Raw genomic sequence first — 22,781 nt, forward strand, 5'->3', positions numbered from 1 at the left:
CAAACATGCGTCATCGTTTTCTGATAGTTCTAATCGGGCAACCCTTGCCAACTCTGTTTCCTGCTGGTTCTAAAAAGCTTTTAGTTTAACGCCAATCAACTTTCTGCGAGACACTTATCCAAAAAATTGAGAATGTCCGGAGATGCCCTTTATATCGAATGAGCTTTCAGCATCCGCGCCCCCCGAGTATACTGTCCGCCTGCAATTGCTTGACGCCGGGAGGTGTCCGATGCAACGAAAACCGAATCATGCCGCCGCCCTGGCGAGGCTCGTGGGCATCGGTTTCATACTGCTTGGAACTCCCGCTTTTGCTGACCCGCCGGCGGTCGAGGAGATATTGGCGGTGCTGGGGATGGATGAGAAGCAGATTGCCGAACTCGCGCAAGGCCAACCCGTCGTTTACGACTTAAGCGAAGGCACAGCCGACGAGCTTGCGGCGGGCATCGCCTGGCTGCTGCCTGTCCCTTTGGCCAAGGCGGCCGAGCAGTTGCGTCGCCAAAATCCTGACCCGCTGGACGTTGATATCACGGCGTACGGATTGCTGGGTGAACCCGCCGGCTCGGCTTCCTTGGCGGCTGTCATCCTGTCCCCGGAAGAAGCCGAGGCCCTATTGGATGCCGAACCGGGCGACGCATTCAACCTGTCCTCCGCTGAGATGGACAGTTTCAAAACTCTCAAAAAAACACTCCTGCGGATGCCCCATCAAGCGATCCGAGACGCGGTCTTGTCACATTACAGGGAGATGCTGTTTCAGCGCTTTGAAGCCTATCGGCGCGGGGGAACGAACGGAATAGCGCCTTATGCGCGGGAGGAAAACGAAAATTCCAAACCTTCTTTGCAACTGCGCCAGGCCGCAAACGCAAACGCCATCCTGGCGCGTTATTTGCCCGACTTGTACAAGGCATGGCTGAATTACCCAAAACCTTTGCCGCCCGAAGCGGACGAGGCCTTCCCCTGGATCGAAAAAAAAGTGGAAAGCCGTCCGGCGGTCATCCTCAGGCACCGCATCAGTATGGATTGGAACGGCGGAGTCTTAATTTTGACCCGTGAGTTCTATGCGCCGCATTCCTACAATTCCAGCCAGTGGATAACCGGCTGCCTCCTTTACCGCGACGGCACGGTCATCTTTCAACAAGTGCGCAGTTATACCGATAAAGTGTCGGGAATCGCCAGCGATGTCAAGCATATCATCGGCCGGAAGTTGCTGGCAGACAAAATGCTAAAGTCATTTAACCGCCTTTGCGGTATATTGGGCCAATGCCATTGATTCACGGGAATGGCGGACTCAAGCACTAGACCGCCCGTGGTTTGATGGTATTTGCATATCTGAAGGCCGCCGCCAGGACTGGCTAGCGCGGCGAACCGGCTTCTCCAAGCTCCTGTCGAAACAAATCGAATTCCTTTGTCCAGGGCTCTTTGTTGTAGCCCCAATTGCCTTCGGCCAACAGCTTCTCTCCCAGCGCGAATTCCGCTTTTACCTGGGCAAGGACAGCCTCGTCGCTCTCAGCCCAAAGCGCCTGGGCATAAAACAGGTGGTTGAGCGGATGCCCGGGATGCTCCTTCACCGCCTTTTCCAGCAATTCCAGCGCCTTGTCGAGATCGCCTATGCCATTGGGCCAAGCCGGTGCTTTGAGATAAAGCGCTCCCAAAATACGCATCGGCCCGCCGTCGTCGAAATCCGGACTCAAAGCTAGAGCCTGTTTCATCTCGCTTTCCAGCCGGCCAAGGTTCTCCATGGCCAGGGTGATGTGTTCGCGCACCGCCAGGCCAAGGTTGGCCGCCAGATAGTAGTGCACTGGCCCATCCTCGTCGCCCTCATGCATCAGGGCGACTTCGGCAAGGTACACGCCTTCGGCGGCGAGCTTTTCGCGTTTTTCGGGGTTGGTTTCGCGCTCGGCCAGATGCAGGCAAAGGCGGCTGCCTAGCGAGGTCCGAAGCAGCGCGATATCCTGGCTGTAGCGCAGAACAGTCAGCGCACATTCCAGGGTATGGGTGTTGCTCAATGGGCCCAGCTGGCTTTGTTTGGCAAAGAGTTCATTCGAAGTCTGCTTGGGGCAGTCGGAGAGCCGGTCGAATCGAACTTGGTCGCTCTGGAGCCCGGCACATCCCGCCAGAAATGCCAGCATCGAAACGGCAGCAAAAAGTCGTGCGTGACGCAAAATCTTAACTCCCCTTATCCCACAGCTTGACCATGGGCTCGAACACGGTCGGGTCCACGGCGGCGAAGGCTTCGACTCCGAACAGTTCGCACAGTTTTTTGCCTTCGGTATCGGCACACATCCCCTCCAGCGCCTTGCTGAAGCGAGCGCGTTCTTCAGCGGTCGTAGTAGCGCTGTTGGCCACGACCCCCATCAGCGGGATTTCCTCGGACGTGAAGACCGCTGCAAGGGGCGTTTGCAAATGCAGCGAGCCGAGTCCGCCGAATTGCTGCTCGTTCAAAATAACGGCATCGAGTTCCCCTTTATCCAATGCGCGCAACGCGCGGATGGCCTGATTGGACTTTTTCAGGGCAAAGAAACTGGCCGGGTCGTATTTCCCGGCAAAAACGATCTTGCCGATGTAGGACTGTTCTTCCAATACCGTGCCGCCGAGGGATTTGCCTTTCAGCTCGTCCAGGCTCTTGTATTTGTCCTTCTGCACCATCACCCGGTAGCGCTCGTGGGTCAGGCCTTTAATCATGGGTTGGACTATCGGCACCAGGTTGTGTTGGCTGCGCAGTTCCAGATAGAGCCCCAAAGAGGTGATCGCGAACTTGGGACGCTTTTCGGCCATTCGTTGCCTGCATTCGTCCGCTTTGGCGGTAAACAGGCTGATGAAGCTATTCTCTTGCCACTGGCCGACGCGTTCCAACACCCGCAGCATCGAACTCATCGCTTCGTTGGCATCCTTGGCATTCACGAGGCCGCCGGGATAGCACACCACGATCATTTCGGGATTGGGCGCGGCGTTTGCGACGAAGGAGACCAGCAGGCCGGCGATTATAAGACAGGTTTTTCGCATGATGATTTTCTCTTGGAATCCAGTAATTGTCCGATGGCAGGCGCCACGACGAGAGTTGCGGTCAGGCAACACAACAGTCCGATCGTGATGCTGACGCCCAGGGAAGACACGCCCCGGTAGCTGGCCAGGGTAATCGCGCCCAGGCCGGCCAATTCGGTGCCCGCGGCCAACCCGATCACCTTGCCGGCGGCCAGACTGACTTGCAATGGCGTGTGCCCCTTCAATTCGCCCCAGCGATAACTGAACCACACGCCATAATCCACCGCCAACGCGATTACCAGAGGCAACGCGACGATGTTCGCGTAATTATAGCGAATGCCGCACAGGGCCATCAGCCCGAGCATCCAGCCGCCGCCGATCAGCAGAGGCAGCGCCGCCAGCAGAAAGCCGCGCAAGCTGCGCGTCGCAACCATAACCCAGAGCAGGCACAACACCAAAGCCAATTGCGTGCCGCGGCTGAAACCTTCCACCACCGATTTGGCAAACGCTTGGTGCGTGGTCGGGAAGCCGGTCGCTTCCGGCGAGACGCCGTACACGTCTTTTATCAGAGCGTCGAGGTTGCCGGGATCGTACACCGATTTGGCCGGAAAGGCGTAAACCGCGATGGAACCGTCGGCGGAAAAAAATCGGTCGCGCAAGGCCGGCGGCAACTGCGCCGGTGTGAGAGCCTCGGCCTGCCGCCAGCCGTCGATGATTTTGAGCCCGGCATCCGCTGAGGCCAACAAGGCCCGCAGGAAACTCTCGCTGCGCATCCGTCCCTGTTCGCCGTCTGCGGCAAGTTTCGCCGAGATCGCCAAAAGCTGCGCGCGCACATCCTCCAAACTCTCGACCAGTTTGTTATGCCCTGCCGAGAAGGCCTGCTCCTCGGCTTCATCGATGATGCCGGCGCTATTTTCGAGCACCTCCCGCAATAGCTCGAATGATTTCGCGGACAAGCCGGCCTGGTCGAGTTCGGCGATCTGCTTGGCATAATCGGCCCGGGCGAACGCCTCGCCGATACTCACGGCTTTGTGAAGGCGCTCGCCTCTGTCCTCTGGAAACAGGTTGGCCAACGATTGCGCCTGGGCAACGGTCTTGAGCTTGCCCGCCTCGCGGGTGATTCGCCGGGCCTCGGCCATGTCCTTAGCCGTAAAAATAATCACCTCGGACTGGAAGTCGCTCTCCTCCACCATGCGGCGTTGATAATAGGCCGCCTGGGAATCTTTAGGCAACATGGCCAGCACGTCGTAATCGAACGGAATGCCGAGTCCCTTCATGCCGCCAAAGACGGAGCCGCCTATCGCCAGAATCACCAGAGCCACTGCGGCAGGCTTGGGGAACCTGCCGCCGTATCTCCCAGGTCCTGCCGGATTTGTCTGCGTGATTGGCAAGTTAATCTCTCTCAATTTGGGCGGCAGCAAGGCATAGAGCGCGGGCTGGACCATCCAGGTGCTGATCAGGATCATCAGTACGCCTTTGGCCGCCACCAGGCCCAGTTCGGCGAAGCCGGGGAAGTCGACCGTGGCCAGGGCGCCGAAGATCAGCAGCGAGGCGCCGCCCGCCGTCAGCACCGCGATAAAGGATGAGCCGATGCCGGCCCCGATGGCTTCCACCAAAGGCTTGCCGGCCCGTCGCTCCTCGGCGATGCGCGAGGAGGTGAAGATGCCGTAGTCCGCACCCAGGCCGAACAGGATCGCGATGAAGGCGGCGGTGATGATGGTCAGATGGCCGACGGTGACCAGGGCCAGGCCCAAACTCCACAGCACCCCGAGCCCCATCGGGATGAAAATCAGCACGGCCCAGCGTACGCTGCGGACCACCACCAAGATCAAGGCGGCGATCAATCCGGCGGAAGTAAATATCACCAGGGTGATATCCTTGCGGATATTGACGAATTCCTCATACTCGATGGCGGGCAACCCGGTCAGGCCCACTGTAGGCGGGTTATGGCCGGCAGCTTTGACTTGCCCACCCAAAGCCTCCGACACCTGCTTGACCTTGCCGACAAAGGGACCAAGGTTCTCGAAATCCTCTGAAGGTTTTTTCGGATGGACGAACAAAAACAGCATCTTGCCGTCGCGCGAGGCAAAATAGCCATCGGCCGTGCCCCCTGCCCCGTTTTTGGCCAGCAGCCGGTTCCAGTCCAAGCTGGCTGGCGCGGTTTCAGCGGACAGCCAGCGCTGCCACTCTTCCAAGAAAAACTCCGCCAGCTTTAGGCTGGCTTCGGCGGTTTCGAGGTTGGTGTCGGTCCCTCCCAGCGGCGGATGGTCTTTACTCCAACTCAACGCTTTGCTCAGGCTTTGCTCCATCCCGCCACCCAGGACCGACTGCTTTGCGATCCCGGCCAGCTTGTCCAGAGCCTCGGTTGGCATCAGTAGGTAGGCGTGGTCCAGAAAAAACGCGGTATCGAGACGGGATGTCGCCTGGCCGATCTCGGGCTCCGCTCTTAACTTTACCGCCAGATCATCGGCAAAGGATTCCAGTTCGTTACGGGGCGCCCCCTCCAATACGACCATCAGATCGGAGGCGGAACCGAAATTTTTCAGGAAAGCGTTGAAGCGCTTCGCCACGTCCGTGTTCTGCGGCAGCAGCGCCTGCCGCGAGGTGTAGACCGGGAGTTGCATCGTCGCCCATAGGGCCAAAACTGACAGCGACAGGGCTAATCCCAAGATCTTCCAAGGGTTTCGGGCAAAACATTCGGCGAGCTTGGCGGCGCGATGGGTGATATTCATTAATCAAAAATGTTGTTAATCAATCCGCTAAAGCAGCCTGCGCCGCCTCCTTTCTGGCCAGATACGCCTCCCACTTGCGCGCGCTAAGACGCTGGAACATCGGCACCACGGGATTCAGTTCGATGGGCGGCGCATTCCAGTAGGTTTCGTAGCTTAACATCTCGGCTTCCAGGGCGACACCGTCCTGATCGAGTATCGGCCTGAACACCAGAGGCTTGGCGATATTCAGCACCAACTGGGTCAGCCATTTCGGAGTTTTAATCGAAAGCAGCGGAATCGTCAGCGCATCGAAATAAAACAGGAAAAACACCCGGGTGGTGCGCTCGTCGATCGGAAGCATAAACGACCAGTTCTTGATGCTGTCGCCGGTGTTGGTCCATTGGTAGGGATACTCGTAGCACAATTCGATCGAGCGGGTATTGACCCGGTTGCGGTCAACGAAAAGCCCGGAAATCCGGCCGCCAGCCATATAGGTATCATAGGTCAGGTAAACCCGATCGTCATCAGCCTCGTGATGCGTCAGTTTGGCGTCGATGAAAGGCTTGTATTTACGGTGCAGGAAGGCATGGGAGAAATCGCAGATATTCTCCATCACCATCGAATGATGCGTCTGCCAGGTGTAATCCACGGCAAAGCTGGCCCAAGGGTTATCCCCGATGAGTTCGGGTATTTCGGGTATCTTGTGCCCGTCGGCCAGTTCCGGGTTGCCTGGGAAAAGCCAGATCAGGCCGTAGCGGACTTGCACGGGATAAGTCCGCAGCTGTTTCTTGATCAGCGGCTTGCCGAAGCTGTCGTGGGAGTAGTCCTCCAGCCAGCCTTCCCTATTGTAGGCCCAGCCATGATAGGCGCAGCGCAAACTGCACTTGTTCACCGCGCCCTGGCTGAGCTTGAGCTGGCGGTGCGCGCAGCGGTTCTGCATGGCTGCGAGTTCGCCGTCTTCGCCTCGATAAAGGGCAATGGGGGTGTTCCAGAAAATGACCTCCTTCACCTGGCCTTTTTTTACGGCACCGTCGTATTCCACCACATACCAGCGATCAGGGTCCATGCCGGCGGCACGCGCCTTTTGCCGGGAAGTCTTGGCTTCCGCAAAGGCGGGGGGCGGAGTTATTGTCTGTGTGTTGTTCATCTTCGGAACTCCGATTCGCTAAGCAGGGATGTGTTTGTACTTTACTTGCCGGGGACGATTAAGCCCCTGCGCACGAAATCTTCGTAAGCTTCCCGCACCGCTTGGGACAATGGGGTGGGCTGATAGCCCAATTCTTGTTTAGCCTTGTCATGGCCCGCCTGCCGGCGCATCTGCAGCAAGCGCACCGCCGCCGGCGTGAAGCGCCGGGGCAGATTGGGAAATATCCGATACCAGGTCTTGTCGGTCACTTCGGCCAGAGCGGCCATCAGCAACGGCGGCATACGCAGCCGAGGCAATGGGCGGCCGGTGACTTCCCGAAACAGCGCCATCAGATCATCCACGCTGGCGTAAGCGGTGCTAATAATATATTTCTGCCCTGAGCGTCCATGCCGCATCGCTAAAACATGCCCTTCGGCAATATCGCGGCCGGATACGAATTCGAAGCCTCCAGGAATGTAGGCGCGCAGATTGCCGTGAGCAAAATCAATCAGTACGCGACCCATCCGAGATGGCGCATAGTCGTGGGGGCCGATAATCGCGCAGGAAGTCGCGACCACCACGTTCAGGCCGTCGGTGTGGGCTTTGAGACATTCATGCTCGGTCAGATGCTTGGTAAAGCCATAGGGCAGATGGCGATCGAAAGGATAGAACGGCATGTCCTCGTGGCTGGAACGATCGGACTCGTAGCCGGTGGCGCTCAACGACCCCGACACCACCACCTTGTCGACGCTATGGTGTTTGGCAGCCTGAAGAACATGGATTGTGCCGAGGACGTTGGTATCGAATAATTCGCGCTTATGCGCCGCGTTGCCATCGATAGTCGAAACCAAAGCGGCGCAATGGTAAACGCGGGCACAACCGCGCACAGCCGCTGAAACCGCATCAGGGTTGCGAAGGTCGGCAACCACGCGCTTCACGTCCAGGCCAACGAGCGCCCCATTGTCGCGTTCGGAATGCATCATCACCCGCACTTGCTCGCCATCGGCGAGCAACCGGCGAACCAAGTTAGCACCAAGGTGTCCACTCGCCCCTGTAACCAGCGTAATACCTGTACTCATAGCCTTAATCCGAGGTAGTGACAACCACAATGGCTCCCAAAATGCAGGTTGAAGAATTCGGATTTCATCACTTTGGCTTTAAGCAGATCTTTGGCAATACGTCATAGGCATTTTTGCAATGAGGCTTTCTGCCCATAACAATTTGGATCATATTCTTCGAAAATCCACGTTAATATTTCTCAATTCTTTGCCAAGCGGCGAGGATTATCGGAACATGAGAAAGTGCGCTCAACAACGCAACGATTCGTTTCCCAAATGCCTTAAATTTTTTAGAGAAATAATAAAGCACGGATCGACAACGAAGTGCAGACTTAGTCATCATGCTGCATCTTGCTAGATTTCGGCAATAAAATACCGCACGAGGCGTTTATTGTTAGGGTTTTCCGGGAACGATGAGGAGATCACTCATCACTTCTAAAACCTGTTATCAGCCATGTTCTCAAAACGGCTAACTTTTGTAAAGAATTGCCATAATCTTGTGACATCCAGGCCCTTTGTGTTTTCGTTTATGCCGAACTCCTAAAAATGAGGAAATGAGCATTGACTTATCCGTTTATTTAAAGACCTTACGCAAATTCGTTAGTTGTTTAATAATTTCACCTTTCATTTGTTCGCGTCCGATCGAGTGCTTCAGGCTGCTGCCCATACCCGCGACTTGGTCGGTAAAACTTCGATTTGCGTAGAAAAGCAGCGAGCCGTTGCGATAAGGCAGGCAGGCAACGCTCAGTTGCGTGGAGTTATAGGAATGTCCGACATAAAACTGCCGGACAATAATCACCTCGCCCACCTCACCTGCGCTCAAAATAATACGATGCCCCAGGATTGCAGTGGGTCGCCCTTCCACCTTGCGATTAAGCCAGAAAAATCGCTCCTCGGCGCCAGTAGGCAAAGCGGCGGGATAATTGAGCCAGGCCTTATTGAGTTCCGGAAAGTAACGCGCCAGGACTTTGTTGGCTTGCGTGGCGTCCCGCAGTTCTCCGCCTGGATTCGCTTCCGTGCCATTGCCACGATCATAGGTTGCGATTCCCTTCAGACCGTTTTTGCGATAGCTCTGCCAACGTTCGAATAAAACCTTCCGGTAGACTTGCGAAGCCGCATCAGGCGACGAGGAACCGGCATTGCGAAGGCTCTGGAATTCTTCAGTTGAAAGATTAAATTGACTTCCTGGCTTTGACTGCAAAAAATCCTTTGCTTCATCACTCCCCGCCTTGATAACGAAACCTTTGAAGGCGTCCTCCGTTGCCTGAGCAGGAATAGAACCTTGCGCAATCACATCGGTATCGATGGCCGCCATGCCTTTCTTATTGATAAACTGAATAATCTTGGCTGGCGAGGCCGGCAAATAGATCACAACGCCCGCCGCCAATTCTTTTTCGTCGCCCTCCGCAACATCAAAGGAAACGACTTTTCCCTGATCCAGACTCGCAAATTCCTTCTGCTGGATACCGAGTAATTGCATTAATTCTTGCGCATCGGGAAGGTTTGCGGCATGGACCTGAATAACGCCGGCCAACCCCAGAATAAGGACTAGCCGGCGGCACAAACTCTTTATTGCTGTTTTATTTTGATTTGACATCATGGGTACCTAATCAATGAAGATGGATTGGGAAATGTCTTCGCATAACCAGGCTTTCGCCTCGGCAAGTTGAACTTTTGGAAAGAATTCGATGGCCGTTTTGCGCATTTGTTTACCCATGAACATGAAGACTTCGTCTTTCCATTTCTCGTCACCGACAAATGCAACCTTTGAAATTCGTTTTCCGTCCTCCGTTACAAAAAAAGAATCCACCCATCCGGGTTCCCTGCTCCAGCCTTGAAAATCCTCCAGTTCAATTAAAACCCGAAACTGACCGAACCATTCCAGGCTCAACTCACCCATGGATTGAAGCTTCTGAAATTCACTGACAGTCAGTTTGTCGCTGACTTTGATCCAGTTCTCACTATCAAGTGTTTTGATCAGCCGAATCGTCATATTTGGTTTTCCTTTATTTGGTAATGATTTTGCTACTGCCGGAGGCGTCCTTGCCGATAGTCTCTATTATATTTTCAGTAACGTTAAGTATTATGATCGATAGCTCATATCGTAACCGGCCTGAACAATACCGGCTAGAAAGGTCTCAACGTAAACGGAATCGGATCGGTAACCATCTCGCCGGCTTTCCTGTTGGCGATTTGCACGAACTGCTTTGCCCACTGATCCATAATGCCCTTCGCAGGACCGTACCAGGTCAGTCGGGTCAGATCGAGAGGACCGGCATCCGCCATGTCGCGATCGGCGAAGGTGGCGACCAACTCGCCGGTTTGCAGGTCGCGCAGGCGGCCTTCGAACGCGACTCTGCGCTGATTGATGATACCGGCGGCAGTACCCGTACCCGGAGGCCCCGCCCAACTGAGCGCATGCAGTACCGGTTGCGAGGGGTCGATCTCGATCAGCGCGAGTTCCAGGCGCAACGCGGGTTGCCGATGTTGCTCGGGAAGCTCAATGATACGGAAGCGTCGGTTGGGGTCCTCATTGAAATCCTTAACCACCTGGTCGTGAAAATACAGCGCCAGTTCTTCGATATCCTTTTGTACATTGCCGATCAAGTTGGCCGTACTCAAGCTATGAAGCCAATCCATTTGCTGCATATAGTAGGTATTGACAGGCGCGACGACCAATTCCTTGTAGTCGAGTGGGTCGAAACCGGATTTGATCCAGACCTTCTGAAAGGGCAAATCGGCTCGCTTAGTTTGCTGTTGAGGGTTTTCGATGAAACCGGCGTCGGGCGCCGGGGTGACAGCCAGCGCTTTCATTTCATTAGTACCCGACTGGACGGAGGCGCAACCCGAGAAGAGTAAACCGATAAGGCAAATCGGCACACAAAACATGGCCGCTATTTTCAGCCTTTTAATTAACGTTTTCAATTTTTTCTCCGATTTTCTACACCGTTAAGCGGCGCACTTTCCGATTAAAAACGCTCGTTACGGCGTTGCTTGGCCCGAAGTCCAGGAAGATAAACGTTCCGCAGTTTTTTCGCACCACTTATCTATAACATTTTCGGCATCGCCCCATTGCCACTGGAAGCCCGTGGTAAAGCTTCCACCACCGATACGCTTATCGGCAACAGCCGCCAGTAAATCCCCCGATACCGAATCGGTAATTTTCGCTTCCACTTGGGCCCCGCCGACAAACGGAAAGGTCCCCGTAGCCAGATATTTAAGATTGGATAACATGTGGGCTTGAGGAATGATCATCGAAATACTGCGCAGCACCGGCGTAGCCGTTTCGGCATCGGTCATCGCGACCGTTAGCTTCAAGACGCCGGGTCCCGCAGAATCGACAATTTCTAATTTCTTCCCGACCTGTTCTTTGAGCTGTTGGGAAAAATAATTCACCAGCACTTGCTGGTCGGTAGCGGAAACCGCCGTAGAGTCTCCCCCCCAGAAAGTGACCGGTTCAATCTTTACCTTGCTGTAGTTAGTCCACTGCGCTGATGGGTTGATATAGCGCAGACCCGCCTGATCTTTTCCTCCCGGGGTGAGTTTTCCGCAGACATCGCCAAGCAGGCCACAACTCATCGATGCTTGCTCAATAGGCGCCTTTTGCGTCGTCGTACACGCACTTAACAGCAAAACTCCCAAAGCCATCGCAGGAATGGGTGCCCAGGATTTCGCGTTACGCTTTGCATTAGTGTGATGGTTTATCATCGTTTTTTTCTCCTTTAAAGAGTTATATCAGTTGTTGAATCGTTTAACCTATTCTTTGCACATCATTTTCACATTCACCATTTCGCCATCTCATTGCCGCAATCCGGAGTTGAAGGATTAAGCAAATTACACGTTCGATATTCATATCCGCCATAACTTTATCGTGCGCGGGTTTACGCGCTATGGTTGATAGCGCGCTCGATTGCATCAAGCAATACCTGACCATCAACCGGCTTACGCAAAAAAGCAGCAATCCCTTTATTCATCGCGCGTTCGCATGCTTCCTCGCTATCATCGCCAGTAATGATAATGACCGGCAGCTTCCAGCCCAACAGCGCCAGTCGGTCCAAAACCGAAAAACCGTTCATCGGCATCATGTTCAGATCGAGCACAAGACAATCCGGACGGTTGTTTTGGATAAACCGCAGGAAATCGGCGCCGGTAAGGAATGCTTTCGCAGTCAGTCCGGCGGAACGCAGCAACCGCTCAAGACCTTTGCAAATGGACTCTTCATCATCGACAATGGCAATAACCGTCTTATCACTGATCATCATGGCGTCACTTTAGCGGGTTCAGTTTATTTGCGCTATTGGACTTTAGCCTAATATCGGGGGTTATTTGAAGCAGTTCCTCCATTCTCGAAAACCAGACTCTCCCCATCCATCACCAGGTTCAATACAAGTTGATTATCGTGTACAACAAAGCTGACCGCTTCGGTCAGATCCTTCAAATATTCCGCATATCGGGATCCCGGTTCACATTCAGCCAACGTCGCAGCTCCCGGCCCTATCTTGATGCGCCTACCGTCAAGGGTATATCTACCTTGCATACGGTTACAATCGGCTTTGGCCCGATAGGAACCGTTCGGAAGCAAAATCAGTGTGTATTTGTTGGGATCGCCAATCACGAAATGGCGCGACTCCGATGTACCCTTAAAATGTTTCCATTTCCAGACGATGCCGGTAATCATTGAGTTCAAAGAGATCGATGCATCCAAATCGCCGATCTTATCCGCACTTTGCGCCAACTTGCCGTCACGCAGGCTATAGGCTTGTTTGATCCGCTGACTCGGGCAACAGGCCGGATCGCTGGGGCCTGCCTGGACCTTTTCCAAGCGGACTTCACCGTCGCCAATCGACAATGCACTGATCTGGACGCGGTCGCCCAGTAAAATACCATCCTGCTGTCGGGACGCATTGCCGGTATTCCGCATCGCCATCAGATACCTAAATGTACCCGACCCTCCGCTCTGCCATGCCAAAATGACCGCCGCATCGCTGAGCCCGTCATGGTCCAGATCGCCGAAGGCGATCTTCTCCAGAGCGACCTTATCCCTCTGCGCGATGCCTTCTCCGTATTGACGGTTAAATTCGCCCTTGTCGAGCGAAAACGCGCCCAAACGATCGATTCGGTAACATGCATTGGCAAGGCCATTCTCCGTCAACGCCCGCTGGGCAGCGTTCTGACCTGGCATATCGGCTACCTTTCCTCCGGATGTACCGCTACATGCCGCGATCAAGCCGTTCGCCATCAAAACCGCAATGACCCGAAATTTATAGCTTTTCATTTTTACGCCTGGGTTTATTTAACACGTTTAATACTCGAATTCACAGCGGCTTGCTTCTCGCCTTCCAACTCGTCCACCAACTGTTTTATATCCGGATCATCCGGCAGGACTTCGACTGCTTTGCGTGCGTATACCAGCGCGGATTTGGCGTCGCCAGCCTCGCGCAGCATCGAAATGAGCGCACTCAGAATATCGAGATCATACGGCCGGCGCCCGTCGGCCGCTTTCAAAACCGCCAGCGCCTCGCGCCGCTTCCCGGCCGAATGCAGAGCCACCGCATAGACATAGGTGTAGCGGCCGTTGTCGGGAGCCAGCTTGGCTGCCGTCATCAGCTCAAAACGCGCGGCGGAGCTTTTGCCTTGACGCACCAACACCAAGCCCAACGCGTGATGCAAATCCGCAGCGTTCGGCAGCAATGCCAACCCTCGCCGCAATTGCTTCTCGCCCTCGCCCTCGCGACCCTGTTGCCGATAGGCATCGGCGAGATTGACGTAAGCGCCGACAAAGAGCGGGTCAAGCCTAATTGCGCGCTCATACGCCGCGATCGCGGCATCCAACCGGCCTTGCCGCAACAAAAAATTGCCCTGATTCACAGTTTCCGACGGCCAATCGGCATTGACCGACAGATCATTCTGATATTCCTTGATCGCGCTTTCGCGAACGCCCAACTGATTCGCTGGAAACTCGCTATCGGGCACATCGGCAAGGATGCGTGCCGCCTCGATACGCACACCGCGAATCGGATCGGACAGCAGCGGAGCCGCAGCCTGTAACCGGTTGCCGGGATCGAAAGCTTCAACGAGTCCCAGCGCTGCAATACGCACAGACGGATCGGCATCTTTCAGCAATAATCGCGCCGCGGTGATGTACTCCGGACGCATCAAGGGACCAGCGAGCATTGCGGCGGTCGCGCGCACGACTGCCGGACTCGCCGAATCTTGGGCGAGTTCGAGCAAGGCGGGCAAGGCTTTGACGCCTTGTACTGCGCCAGCGTGCAGCACGGTTCCGTAATGCGGGCGTTGCCGCCAGGATTTTCCATACCACTTATCCAACGCCGAAGCGGCCCATTCGGGCCTGCGATTTTGGTGGCACATCGTGCAGGCGTTCGGAGTGCCCAGTTCGGTCGACAGGTCCGGCCTGGGCAAACGAAAACTGTGATCGTGGCGTCCGTCGATGACCATATAATTCTGTTCCGGCGCGTGGCAGTCGATGCACTGAGCGCCTTTGGAACCCGGCTTGTGGAAATGATGTTTGCCGGTATCGAATTCGGCCGGATTATGGCAGCGCAGGCACAAGGCGTTGCCTTCGGCGCGCAGCTTAAGCGTGTGCGGTTCGTGGCAGTCCAGGCAGGTGACACCTTTTTGGTACATCTTGCTCTGACGAAAAGAACCCCAGGTATAATCCTCGTCGCGCTGCTGGCCGTCGGCGTAATAAGTCGGCTGAGTCAACAGCGCCGGGCGATGCGTATCTTCCAGCGGCAAACCGGCTAATCCGCCTTCGGCCAGCGTCGAACGGCGAGCATGGCAGGCCCAGCAGGTATTCATCAGCGCATCGGCGGCAGGCCGATCCCGCCGGGCGAATTTCACAGCGCTGTCCGGAAATTTCCAGGCTTCACGCCATCGACTTTGCGGCCGAACCGCAAGACCTTTGTCGTCGTCATGCGCATAGGGCGGCTGCGCCCTTTTCGCCCAGGCCACATGTTGCGAGGCAGGTCCGTGGCACGACTCGCAAGACACATTCAAAACACTGAATGTTGTTTGGTAACTGTCCATCGCCGCGTCGTAACCTTTTTTGAGATGGGTCGAATGGCATTCGGCGCACTGTAGGTTCCAGTTCTGGTAGCGCCCGGTCCAGTGCAGTTGATCGTTATGATCGATTTTTTGGTCCTGATAAAGATGGAACCAGCGTTGCCCGCCTTCTGACTGCGGGCGGCTGTCCCAGGCGATGCCCAGCGCCTGATAACGTCCCCCGGGAAACTCAATCAAATATTGTTGCAACGGAGTAACCCCGAACGTGTACTTGATTTCGTAATCGGCAAGTTTACCGTCAGGCCCGTCAGTTCGGACCATGTACTTGCCGTCGCGCTTGAAAAACGTAGACTCCACGCCGAAATGCTTGAACTTTGCGTTTTCGAAATCAGCGAGCACCGTTCGGCTATTCGCTTCCTGCATCGCAAGGGCGTGGTGCGAAGCGGTCCATGCCTCGACCTCGGCCTTATGGCACCCAATGCACGCATCCGCGCCGACGTAATCGTAAGCCGCTGATGGAGACGCTGATTCAATATTTATAATCGCAGGTGCGGATTCATAGCGAGGCGTCATGAAATAAATCCTTCCTCCGATCACCGCCGCGATTAAAGCGGAAGTGAGGATGAAAGCGATTCGCCGTTTTTGCCCTGTCGGCGCGCCGTGCGACGCTTTCAAAGTTAAAACCGGCGCTTTTGGGACGGTCTTAGCGGTTTTTTGCGTCTTGCGTCGGCTCATTTGGGGCACTTATGGTTTATATGAATTATAAATATATTTTGCTTTGTTATATTTCTCGTTTTCACGCTTTGCGAGTATTCGCAAGAAACCTAACCCGAAACCACCTTCGGGTTGGCTTAGGCAAATTTCTTTTTCAATCGCCAGAAAGCCACAGCTGTGGCCAGTATCATCACGCAAGCGGATCCAATCAGTATCAATCCGAGAAACAAGGTTTTCCTGAACGTATAGTCTACCCATTCCTTGCCGCCGGCCTGGGCTTGCGTGACCACCGCGCCCAATCGGGTTGACAGTCCGTCAATCTTACCGGAAGCCAGAGTCTGGTCGAAAGCTTGCAGCAATTTCATCATGTCTTGCGCGGTAGCATTGATTTGCGCTGCGGCGGCGGTGTAGTCGTTGATCCGGAAAGGCTCCGCGTTCGGGTTCGATGGGCTGGCCTGGAGTTGTCGCACCACGTCTTGAAAAGACTTTAGAGCAGCTGTGGACGAATCGGACATTTGTTTGCCTGCCTCTAGCGCTTTCTCGGTCTGCGCGGCAAGCCGGGTAAGCCCCGGCTGGTGTGTGTCCAGAGCTTGGACGACCTGTTGGCGCTCGGAGCGGATGAATTCGGGCAGCCGCTCCGCCGTCTGGCCAAGCCGCTCTGCCGATTCGGACAATTGGGTCGCGTTGGCCAGCAGCTTTTCCATTTGTGGCATTTCCGCCGTCTGAAGGATCAGCAATTCGGTTTCCCAGCGGACCAGGGTCGGCATATGCCGGGCCAGGAACAAGCCGCGTTCGGCGAACAGACGAGTATCGGCCAGTTCACGAGTGGCAGGGTCGAGTCCCGCCAATGGATCGATGGCGAGCAGATTAAATACACTGCTGGTTATCCCCGGGCGGGAACTGCGGTTGAGCTGCTCCACTTCGGACGCGAAGCCAAGCGCTCCGACATCGCTGGGCGAACGCACATTCGGGTGTTGCTCGTGCCAAGTTTTGACGGCCGCGCGCAGTTCCGAGATCTGTTCTTTTTTTAGCGCCGTCGCTGCGATCCGTAATATCTGCTTCTCTACGTCTTGAGAGACGAGCAGATAGGGTTTAGCTGACTCGCCGTAGATTTTGGGTATCCAATAATCCTCGACATTCATCCGATTCAAGCTGGCAAGAATGATCATATCGAGGAGGTTGGCATTGATATTGGCCCCGGTAACGATGGCCAATATATCATTGGTTGTGGTGATGCGGCGGCTCAGAAGGGTGCGCCTTCGGGTGGCCTTATCCTCTTCACGCTGCAACTTGCCGATGGCGAGATTGAGGGATTCGATAGAATTGTCGGCAAAGCGGAGCAGCTGAGATTGCAGTTCGACGGGATCAAGCCCAGCGTCCTGGTTGAGCGAAAATAGGGAGCGGATACCTTTTTCAGGTAACTCCAGGGTAGTTTTGAGCAAGTTGCAACCGCTCACCCCCAAGGCCAAGGCGAGTAGCAGAATGACTTTCGGTACTCTTCCATGGATACCGGAACAGGAAGGCTGAAGCTCCGCGCGCATGAAGATATAGACTCCTTAGAATATTTCTGATTAACGACAGCGTAATTGAATTGCCGATTGTTTGGCAATCCAATTACATATAGTCGGCGAAGATGAGGTTCCCGGAAACTAGACTTCACGCCGGCGGCTGACTCCAACGCTCCCGTGGAACGACTTTCGCCGCATCCGGATCGGCCACGTAATGGGGCGACATAATCTGCACGCCGTATTCGTTGAAGGCATCCTGGATATTCTGATGCAGGTCCGAATAAATGCGCGGCATATCGTCCGAAGAGTCGGCGTAAACATTCAGTTCATACTTGACGTAAAAGTCGTCCAGCGCACTTTGCAGCACGAATGGCGCCGGTTCGCACAGCACCTGGCCGGTCCGTTCGGCGGCCAGAAGCAATAGCCCATGCACTTGCCGCCAAGGCGCATCGTAGCCGATGGTGATGCTGACCGGGAGAATCAATCGCCCTTCTCCGGCCGCAAAACTGTAATTGATTACCTGGCTGGTCATCAGCAACGAATTCGGAATCGTTATTTCCACATTCTTAATTGTGCGCAAGCGCGTCACCAGCAGCGCTACCGCCGTAACCTTGCCCGTCGTATCGCCGATCCTGACGACATCGCCGACCCGAAAACCGCGCATATAGGTCAGCACGACGCCTGCAACCATATTTGCGATCAGAGAGGTCGATCCCAATGAAAACAGCACGCCAAGGAAAATTGAAATGCCCTCGAAAGCACGTGATTTGGAGCCGGGGATATAGGGATATGCGACTGCAATAGCAAAAATAACGATCAGAAAACGGCAAATCTTATAGGTTGGCGCAGCCCATTCGGCATAGAATCCTGCAAATTCTATATCTCCTTTTTCCACCGCCTTTAAAAAGAACCGCAATATGCCTAGCAACCAGCGGACGACGATAATCAGAATGAGCAAGAAAATCAAATTAGGCAGGCCGATCCAGATATCCTTGCCGATTTGCTTGATAGGATAAGCGATGTAACTGAACAGTTGTTCAGCGAAAGTTCGCGTCCAAGGAAAGAAACTGAGGATAATGCTGAAATACACATAGAGGATCGCGACCAAAAACAGGAACCGCAATAACCTCACCGCGCCGGCAAGCACTCCACCAATGATGAACTCGAATATACGGATGTGCGTGGCCGCTAGCTTGCGGTGAACCCCCGAGTCAAGTGCAAGCTCAATCCTATGAAAAAGCCAGAAAAGCGCATAAATAAAGGCAGCCAACAGAGCGGTCGCAATCAATGCGAACAGCACACCGTGTATCAGGCTACGTATACTGTGAGCCTCCCGGTACTTGACGATGGCGGTACGGATTATATCCGCCAGATGGGCTGCACGCTCCTGCCGGGAAACCCCCTCCGTAACGGCATCGTATTCCAGCACCATCACGACAATCGTGTCTCCCGCCATCACATCCGTGGAAAGTTCGTCGCTGACCAGCTTGATGCTGTCGGTACTCAGGTAAGGGTCCTCGGCCAAACGCTTGATGCGTTCTGCAATTTTGTCGGCCCGAAATTGTGCCGGAATGTTTTTAAATCCGCGCACCTGAAACAGCGTCTCTCCGTCCAGTTCGACCGCCGCCGGGGCTGAAGCAACAGTCTTTGTTTCGCCCGCGACAGTCATGTTTCCCAAAACTAACCAAACGAAACCGAGCCACAGCAGTAAACGGACTTTCATTCTTCCTCCAGTCTTTAAACAGTTCATTGTTTGTCGCTTCGCCGACACTTCCGGTTTTCGAGCTTCTCCGCAGAAAAACGATTCTATCCATTTTCTGATCGCTGTTTCCCTCATGGATTATTACTGCTGAAGAACTGACTTAAACGATGAGAAATGGCACCCCTTCAAGGTTTCCCGATCGGAAAAACCCGCTTCCAGTCTTTTTTCATATCGACCACGGTCCAGCCTTTTAGCTGAGCTTCATCTAACGCTTTGTCAAGCCGCCCAATCGACGATTGACGATCATATGCGGTCTCGCGCTCTTCGTCGGTATGGTGAACGAGCAACTCGAAATGAGGTTTTTTATTCGCCGCCGTCCATTGCAGCATTTGCAGATCGCCGTCGGAGTTACCGAATGCGGCAATCGACTTGCGGCCGATAAATTTTTGAATACCCTCCGGCTTGCCGTCCTTGTCATCGATAAAGTCGATCTCCGGCAGGCGCATCAGCACCGGCTTTCCGTACAGCTCTGCTCCGCGTAGTAGTCGGTAAAAATGACGCCTTCGTTGGCGACACGGTCGATGTTGGGCGTCCGGTAACCCGTCACCCCCTTTGAGTAGGCGCTGACATTGCACTGGCCAATGTCGTCGCCCCAGATGATCACGATATTGGGTTTCTTGTCCTCCGCATGCGCGGCTAGAAACGGTATGCAGGCAGCGAGCGCTATCGCCGTCATATGACAGCAGTATTGCCTGCGGTATATTGAAATCATTCTGTATTTTCCCATTGCTTGTTTGTCCGAGGACGAATTTGCCTGACCAAGGCGTGGCTTGACTATCCTATTCCTTGGGTAAGGCTTTTCGCTATTGGACTTTGGGCCAACTTCAACGAAAAGCCGGTTCCGGCTGGGAATGACAATGTTTGCGGAAGCAGGCACCTTGATTGATTGGAAGCGGGCCAAAGCCAAACTTTCCCAAGCAGCGGAGCGTCTGATCTATGACGGATACAGAACGAACACGTATATCGAAGGATGCGCGCCTAATCAATTATTTTTCGGAAATGCGTCAGACAGGGCGGTTATAGCCGCCTTTTGTTCCGGAAAACTCTCGATATGCAAAGTCTGTGTAGGAAAGGCAAATTGCACTCCAGTCGTCTCGGCCAGACGCAGGATATCCAGGAGAATCCGTTGTCGCTCGACCAACTCGGCTTCTCGATCAGGCACTTTCACAAAGAAATTTAACAGAACATCGAGGCTATACTGTCCGAGATTGTGAAGCACCACCTCAATGTTACCCTTGCGGGTGCTTGGATAGGCCTCGAGGAGATGTCTGATACCTTCGACAAATACCTCGATTTTTCCGGAAGTCGTATCATAGGTCAGACTAAGAACAGCCTTGATCTGCCGGTATTCACGCCGCTCTAGGTTGTCTACGGTGCTGTTCACCAGTTGGCTGCTGGGAATGGTCACGAGCGAATTATGCAAGGTGCGGATCCGGGTGCTGCGAAAGCCCACACTCTCCACAGTGCCTTCAAGGTCCTTCAATTTGATACTGTCGCCTACCGCGAACGGCTTCTCGAACATGATGATCAGAGATCCGAGCAGATTCGCGAGGGTTTGTTGCGCCGCCAAAGCGACCGCCAGACCGCCGACTCCAAGGCCGGCCAGCACCGAGTAGGCGGGCAGACCTACCCTATCGGCCCCCGCCACCAGAATACAAATCGCCACGACGACCGTCAAAAGTCGCATAACCAAGCGAATCAACTGGCTATCGATGCTGCCGACCTGAAGCTTTTCCATATTGCTCAGGCTCTCGGCAACCGCGCCACCCGCCACCCAGACCGCCCAGGTGAAGGCAAGATAGAACAGCGTCCATAGCGACAAAATCAATACCTGGTAGACGATTCCCGAAACTCGTAAAATTTCGGCAAGAATAAATGCCACCACCGGCGTCACGGCCACCACGCTGATCGGACGCAGCAAAGTCAGCCATTGTTGGGCGGATATCATTCGACGGGCTCCGTAGCGGCTAAGTCGGAAACATAAAAAGACGACAGCGAAACCGCTGCCTAGGACCGCAACGATCCCGCCCCAACGCCACAAGGGTTGGCCGAGAAACGTGGTCCGAACCCGATACCGGGGTGCATCGATCAGCCACCGTGACGGAACGATTCGATATAATGCAATCGCCACCCCGACCGGACTATACGAGGAGAAATCGTTCCAGCCAATGGAAGCATCCGGCTTATAGGGAAGGTCTTTGACCTTGTCATAGAATTCCGGCAGGCGTTTCACCGTTTCCGCAGAGAACAGGTATTCTCCTGCCCGAGGCCCCGTTTCGACCCGCCGGAGCCGGATTTCGGAATTCGGCAAAGTCCAGCGCTTAAACTCGGACTTCGCCATCTCCTCGGCGTCTGGAATCGAGTTGACGGGCGGCAAGTCGATGCGGTCGAGCACTTCTTTCAACTGGATCGCGAGCCGTCGGGCGGATTCGTTAACCATGGCCGGAGGAACCTCGCTTAAATCCAGTACGCGTTGGGCTGCTTCCTGATAGTGAAAGGAGCCTCGCATGGTGACCATCTCCTCCGGCGTCAGGTAAAGCCTTGAGGAGTCCAAATAGGACTGTATGAGCCCGCCCCCCATCCCATAGCCCTTGTTCATGAATTCGATGAAACCCAACAGCGTGGTCCTGGGACTAGAGGTATTGATCGGTTTAAGCGGGCTCTCCTCGGCAGCGACTGCGGGCATGACCCAAAGCGAAAGTACCCATAACCAAAGAAAACTCCTGAGCAGACACCGTTTAGCAATGAAAGATATTGAATGGGTCTTGGTCATGATATTGCACAGGTAATCAGTTGAAAGAATGCCGTTAGGTCATTGTACAGGTATGGTCAGCGTGGGTCCTTGCGATTTCGCGGTACCGGCCTGCAGACGGAACAACTGCATCAAAAGCATGAAGGTCGATTTGGACTCCAGATCATTGTCCGCCAGATAGAACCAATGACCGCGGTAGGGTATCGCGAGAAAAGCCAAATCCGGCTGGTCTTCGCTTTGGCGGATTTCGAACAGGCTTCCGGCCGGAGTCGTCCCCCAATCGAATTCGGAACCGTCCCGATTGCGCGTGACCGTCACGAGTCCCGCTGTTTTGTGGGATTGCGGCGTATGTACATGATGCGACAGATAGAAAAAAATACTGGTGAGCGATCGCGTTCGAATAGACAGCGTATCGGACCGTGATTTAATAAAATCGCTATTGATGTGATAGATTTCAAGATTTTGATCAAGTCCGAGCAGATCTTTGATTTCGTGGATCCGGTCGGCGAATTCCTCGGAGTTCTTGATTTCCAGTTGCATTTCTTTGGTTTCCGGATCGACCCGGGGGCTGATGACCTGTTTTCCCGACACCTCTTCGACAAGTTCCAAAAGCCGGTTGAATTGCCAATTTTGGTTCGGCGCTAGGCGAGGTGTTGGCCCCGAGGCGCTCGGCGCATTCTCCAGCCCATTGATACGCTCGACGCAGAGGCCGAACACGCGACGAGCATTCCAGCCCGATCCTGACAAAGAGAACACGGCTTGGATTGGAATGGGGCTGAGTACGCTCTTGACGAATCCCTCGCCTTGTAGAGGCGCGTAGGAAATAGTCGGTGAAGTCGAATAGGCGGCTCCTAAACTGTATTTTATGAGGTCGCTGCCGCCGTTCAGGCCGACCTCGGACTGGTCCAGGCCGGCGCTCATATCCAGCTTCATTGATGCCGTCACGCTTGCAACATCCAGAAAAAACATTGGGTCCCGATAGTGCAAACGCACAATGTTCAATACGAGTTGTTCGTTCATACTGCCAACGATCGCATCGTTATAAAGGGGGTGCGTGCCTCGCAGACTATCCGGGCCGAATGAGTTGCAAGCTGTCAGCACTAATGTCGCAGTGAAGAACTGGAGTCGCTTGATAACGGCTTTCATTT

General features: G+C 54.5%; 19 protein-coding genes. 1 reads left to right on the plus strand and 18 read right to left on the minus strand.

The window, feature by feature from the left end; translation table 11 throughout:
* Positions 1–229 precede the first annotated feature (229 nt).
* Positions 230–1,267, plus strand: coding sequence for a hypothetical protein (locus tag U2W12_RS06525; RefSeq protein ID WP_326499862.1), 1,038 nt, complete (start codon positions 230–232; stop codon positions 1,265–1,267).
* An 82-nt stretch (positions 1,268–1,349) separates the two neighbouring features.
* Here the strand turns inward: U2W12_RS06525 and bstC are convergent, their stop codons facing one another.
* From bstC to U2W12_RS06615, 18 genes are all read right to left on the minus strand, one after another.
* Entirely contained in the window at positions 1,350–2,159 is an 810-nt protein-coding gene (gene bstC / locus U2W12_RS06530) for a sterol transporter outer membrane protein BstC (protein WP_326499863.1), read from the minus strand.
* Positions 2,160–2,163: 4 nt separating this feature from the next.
* Positions 2,164–3,000 (minus strand): sterol transporter periplasmic substrate-binding protein BstB, encoded by an 837-nt coding sequence (gene bstB, locus U2W12_RS06535; RefSeq protein ID WP_326499864.1) that lies wholly within the window; start codon positions 2,998–3,000, stop codon positions 2,164–2,166.
* Positions 2,979–5,711, minus strand: coding sequence for a sterol transporter cytoplasmic membrane protein BstA (gene bstA / locus U2W12_RS06540; RefSeq protein ID WP_326499865.1), 2,733 nt, complete (start codon positions 5,709–5,711; stop codon positions 2,979–2,981). The genes bstB and bstA overlap by 22 nt, the downstream gene beginning before the upstream one ends.
* Positions 5,712–5,730: 19 nt before the next feature.
* On the minus strand, positions 5,731–6,837 hold the full coding sequence (locus U2W12_RS06545; RefSeq protein ID WP_326499866.1) for a Rieske 2Fe-2S domain-containing protein: 1,107 nt from the start codon (positions 6,835–6,837) through the stop codon (positions 5,731–5,733).
* A gap of 41 nt (positions 6,838–6,878) precedes the next feature.
* Complete coding sequence (locus U2W12_RS06550) at positions 6,879–7,895, minus strand: NAD-dependent epimerase/dehydratase family protein (protein WP_326499867.1); 1,017 nt, start codon at positions 7,893–7,895, stop codon at positions 6,879–6,881.
* A 553-nt stretch (positions 7,896–8,448) separates the two neighbouring features.
* On the minus strand, positions 8,449–9,471 hold the full coding sequence (locus U2W12_RS06555) for a hypothetical protein (protein ID WP_326499868.1): 1,023 nt from the start codon (positions 9,469–9,471) through the stop codon (positions 8,449–8,451).
* 9 nt (positions 9,472–9,480) lie between these two features.
* Positions 9,481–9,867, minus strand: coding sequence for an STAS/SEC14 domain-containing protein (locus U2W12_RS06560; RefSeq protein WP_326499869.1), 387 nt, complete (start codon positions 9,865–9,867; stop codon positions 9,481–9,483).
* 134 nt (positions 9,868–10,001) lie between these two features.
* Positions 10,002–10,799 (minus strand): DUF3313 family protein, encoded by a 798-nt coding sequence (locus U2W12_RS06565; RefSeq protein WP_326499870.1) that lies wholly within the window; start codon positions 10,797–10,799, stop codon positions 10,002–10,004.
* Positions 10,800–10,856: 57 nt separating this feature from the next.
* Positions 10,857–11,582 carry a DUF3313 domain-containing protein gene (locus U2W12_RS06570; RefSeq protein ID WP_326499871.1) on the minus strand — a complete coding sequence of 242 codons (726 nt, stop codon included), beginning with the start codon at positions 11,580–11,582 and terminating at the stop codon, positions 10,857–10,859.
* A gap of 173 nt (positions 11,583–11,755) precedes the next feature.
* On the minus strand, positions 11,756–12,136 hold the full coding sequence (locus U2W12_RS06575) for a response regulator (RefSeq protein WP_326499872.1): 381 nt from the start codon (positions 12,134–12,136) through the stop codon (positions 11,756–11,758).
* Positions 12,137–12,183: 47 nt separating this feature from the next.
* Positions 12,184–13,149, minus strand: a complete 966-nt coding sequence (locus U2W12_RS06580) for an META domain-containing protein (RefSeq protein ID WP_326499873.1) — start codon at positions 13,147–13,149, stop codon at positions 12,184–12,186.
* 14 nt (positions 13,150–13,163) lie between these two features.
* Entirely contained in the window at positions 13,164–15,632 is a 2,469-nt protein-coding gene (locus U2W12_RS06585; protein ID WP_326499874.1) for a tetratricopeptide repeat protein, read from the minus strand.
* 116 nt (positions 15,633–15,748) lie between these two features.
* A complete protein-coding gene (locus U2W12_RS06590; protein ID WP_326499875.1) occupies positions 15,749–17,152 on the minus strand; it encodes a hypothetical protein in 1,404 nt (467 codons plus the stop codon).
* A 115-nt stretch (positions 17,153–17,267) separates the two neighbouring features.
* Entirely contained in the window at positions 17,268–18,842 is a 1,575-nt protein-coding gene (locus U2W12_RS06595) for a mechanosensitive ion channel family protein (RefSeq protein ID WP_326499876.1), read from the minus strand.
* A gap of 164 nt (positions 18,843–19,006) precedes the next feature.
* Positions 19,007–19,333: a hypothetical protein gene (locus U2W12_RS06600; RefSeq protein ID WP_326499877.1), complete on the minus strand. Its 327-nt coding sequence runs from the start codon at positions 19,331–19,333 to the stop codon at positions 19,007–19,009.
* Entirely contained in the window at positions 19,327–19,593 is a 267-nt protein-coding gene (locus U2W12_RS06605) for a sulfatase-like hydrolase/transferase (protein ID WP_326499878.1), read from the minus strand. The genes U2W12_RS06600 and U2W12_RS06605 overlap by 7 nt, the downstream gene beginning before the upstream one ends.
* Before the next feature lie 270 nt (positions 19,594–19,863).
* Positions 19,864–21,567: a mechanosensitive ion channel family protein gene (locus U2W12_RS06610; RefSeq protein WP_326499879.1), complete on the minus strand. Its 1,704-nt coding sequence runs from the start codon at positions 21,565–21,567 to the stop codon at positions 19,864–19,866.
* A 126-nt stretch (positions 21,568–21,693) separates the two neighbouring features.
* On the minus strand, positions 21,694–22,779 hold the full coding sequence (locus U2W12_RS06615; RefSeq protein ID WP_326499880.1) for a hypothetical protein: 1,086 nt from the start codon (positions 22,777–22,779) through the stop codon (positions 21,694–21,696).
* Between the last annotated feature and the right edge of the window lie 2 nt (positions 22,780–22,781).

Source organism: Methylomicrobium sp. Wu6 (genome assembly GCF_035916875.1).
GTDB lineage: Bacteria > Pseudomonadota > Gammaproteobacteria > Methylococcales > Methylomonadaceae > Methylomicrobium.

Bases quoted from the DNA above. Each gene is read 5' to 3' on its own strand.
- U2W12_RS06545 (WP_326499866.1), bottom strand. From the start codon at position 6,837: ATGAACAACACACAGACAATAACTCCGCCCCCCGCCTTTGCGGAAGCC.
- U2W12_RS06585 (WP_326499874.1), bottom strand. From the start codon at position 15,632: ATGAGCCGACGCAAGACGCAAAAAACCGCTAAGACCGTCCCAAAAGCG.
- U2W12_RS06615 (WP_326499880.1), bottom strand. From the start codon at position 22,779: ATGAAAGCCGTTATCAAGCGACTCCAGTTCTTCACTGCGACATTAGTG.
- U2W12_RS06590 (WP_326499875.1), bottom strand. From the start codon at position 17,152: ATGCGCGCGGAGCTTCAGCCTTCCTGTTCCGGTATCCATGGAAGAGTA.
- U2W12_RS06605 (WP_326499878.1), bottom strand. From the start codon at position 19,593: ATGATTTCAATATACCGCAGGCAATACTGCTGTCATATGACGGCGATA.
- U2W12_RS06560 (WP_326499869.1), bottom strand. From the start codon at position 9,867: ATGACGATTCGGCTGATCAAAACACTTGATAGTGAGAACTGGATCAAA.
- U2W12_RS06580 (WP_326499873.1), bottom strand. From the start codon at position 13,149: ATGAAAAGCTATAAATTTCGGGTCATTGCGGTTTTGATGGCGAACGGC.
- bstB (WP_326499864.1), bottom strand. From the start codon at position 3,000: ATGCGAAAAACCTGTCTTATAATCGCCGGCCTGCTGGTCTCCTTCGTC.
- bstA (WP_326499865.1), bottom strand. From the start codon at position 5,711: ATGAATATCACCCATCGCGCCGCCAAGCTCGCCGAATGTTTTGCCCGA.
- U2W12_RS06575 (WP_326499872.1), bottom strand. From the start codon at position 12,136: ATGATGATCAGTGATAAGACGGTTATTGCCATTGTCGATGATGAAGAG.
- U2W12_RS06525 (WP_326499862.1), top strand. From the start codon at position 230: ATGCAACGAAAACCGAATCATGCCGCCGCCCTGGCGAGGCTCGTGGGC.
- U2W12_RS06550 (WP_326499867.1), bottom strand. From the start codon at position 7,895: ATGAGTACAGGTATTACGCTGGTTACAGGGGCGAGTGGACACCTTGGT.
- U2W12_RS06555 (WP_326499868.1), bottom strand. From the start codon at position 9,471: ATGTCAAATCAAAATAAAACAGCAATAAAGAGTTTGTGCCGCCGGCTA.
- U2W12_RS06610 (WP_326499879.1), bottom strand. From the start codon at position 21,567: ATGCCCGCAGTCGCTGCCGAGGAGAGCCCGCTTAAACCGATCAATACC.
- U2W12_RS06595 (WP_326499876.1), bottom strand. From the start codon at position 18,842: ATGAAAGTCCGTTTACTGCTGTGGCTCGGTTTCGTTTGGTTAGTTTTG.
- U2W12_RS06570 (WP_326499871.1), bottom strand. From the start codon at position 11,582: ATGATAAACCATCACACTAATGCAAAGCGTAACGCGAAATCCTGGGCA.